The sequence below is a fragment of the Curtobacterium sp. MMLR14_002 genome, from assembly GCF_001864975.1.
GTDB lineage: Bacteria > Actinomycetota > Actinomycetes > Actinomycetales > Microbacteriaceae > Curtobacterium > Curtobacterium flaccumfaciens.
Genome location: NZ_MJGT01000076.1, coordinates 1 through 1,638, shown reverse-complemented (window position 1 = coordinate 1,638; position 1,638 = coordinate 1). Strand labels below are relative to the sequence as shown.

Genomic DNA, 1,638 nt, shown 5'->3' with positions numbered 1-1,638 from the left:
CGAGCACCAGGGCCACCACGACGGCGTTGGCCCGTGCCGACAGCGACGGCCGGATCGCGAGCGCCCAGATCGACAGCACGAACACCGCGACCGGCACCGCGACGGTCGCGGCGACCGAGGCGGACGACAGCGCGACGTGTCCGGCGTCGGCGCTGACGGCGACCTCGATGCCGGCGGGCAGGGCACCGGCGGCGGCGAAGACGAAGTAGTGGCCGTAGCCGAACACGAGCGCGGTGGGCAGCGAGCGGATGTGCGCGTGCTGCTCGCGGGAGAAGTAGATCCACCACATGCCCACGGTGATCACCAGCCCGCAGCCCGCGAGCGCCAGCAGGGCTCCGAGGTGCTCGGTGTGCGCGAGGGCGTCGATCACCGCGCCGGCCGAGGCCACCAGCCCCTCGCCCAGGACGATGAGGGTGAACAGGGAGAACCGCTCGGCCAGGTGCCGGGTGTGCCACGGGGCCGTCCCCGTCGAGGTCTGCGCCCAGATCGGCACGGACAGCTCGGCGAGCACGAGGAACGGTGCGGCGTACCCCCAGACGTCGTCGGGCAGGGCGAGTGAGACCACCCAGAGCAGCTGCACGACGGTGACGCCGACGGCGTGCAGGATCGCTGTCCGCCGGTACCGGGTGGAGGACGCGGCGGCGCGGATCCACTGCCCGACCAGGGCCAGCCGCATGACGACGTAGCCGATGACGCCGATCGTGAAGTCGTTCTCGACCATGGCCGCATGCACCCCGGCGGCGAGGACGAGCACCCCGGCCATCTGCACGAAGGTCATCACCCGGTAGAGCCAGTCGTCGGTGTCGAACGACGTGGCGAACCAGGTGAAGTTCATCCACGCCCACCAGATCGAGAAGAACACCAGCCCGTAGGCCAGGACGGCGGAGGCGACGTGTCCCTCGAGCTCGATCTCGTGCAGGTTCGTCGCGGCGAAGCCCACCGCGACGACGAACACCAGGTCGAACAGGAGCTCCAGCGGGCTCGCGGCCCGGTGTCGCTGGTCGGGGTCGCGCGGCACCATCCGGCGCAGTCCGATGGTCGGCATGGGGCCAACGGTAGGGCCCGGCCCGACGACGTGCCAACGCGCGTGTCGCGGGTCGGTCGAAACCCGTCGGGTCCGGCCGGGTCCCGCCGACGAACCGTCGCAGCGAACCGGTGTTTCCCGCACACTTGACCGAACAGCCGACTACCGACGGAGACACGATGTCGCAACCGCTCGAATCGCTCATGCACGCCAACCTGTTCGAGGTGTTCGGGGAACGGGACCCCGAGCGTCGCCGCGCCGCGATCGAGCGGACGTACGCCCCGGAGGTCGTGTTCCTGGACCCTGACGAGGTCGTCACCGGCCACGACGCCCTGCACGCCAAGGCGCAGCGCCTGCTCGACGAGGCTCCCGGGTTCGTGTTCTCGCCCGCCGGCCCGGTCTACGAGAACCACGGGATGGGGTACCTCGCCTGGCACTTCGGCCCCGAGGGAGCACCGCCCGTCGTGTCCGGCATGGACATCTGCTTCATCGAGGGCGACGTCATCGCGAAGGTCTACACGCTGCTGACCGACTGATCGCCACCACCCGCAGGTGGTGGCGATCGTCGGGCGAGCGATGCGGTCACCGCGAGCGGCTGACGGACAGGAGGCCCG

Annotated in this window: 2 protein-coding genes; one reads left to right on the top strand and one right to left on the bottom strand. The window is 70.7% G+C overall.

All coding sequences use genetic code 11. From position 1 onward, the window contains the following. Positions 1–1,045 (bottom strand): low temperature requirement protein A (locus BIU91_RS14720; protein WP_071406087.1); only part of this gene is annotated, 1,045 nt, incomplete at its 3' end. 158 nt (positions 1,046–1,203) lie between these two features. Here BIU91_RS14720 and BIU91_RS14715 point away from each other — a divergent pair. Continuing rightward, positions 1,204–1,560, top strand: coding sequence for a nuclear transport factor 2 family protein (locus BIU91_RS14715; RefSeq protein ID WP_071406086.1), 357 nt, complete (start codon positions 1,204–1,206; stop codon positions 1,558–1,560). Positions 1,561–1,638: the final 78 nt, after the last annotated feature.

Bases quoted from the DNA above. Each gene is read 5' to 3' on its own strand.
- BIU91_RS14715 (WP_071406086.1), top strand. From the start codon at position 1,204: ATGTCGCAACCGCTCGAATCGCTCATGCACGCCAACCTGTTCGAGGTG.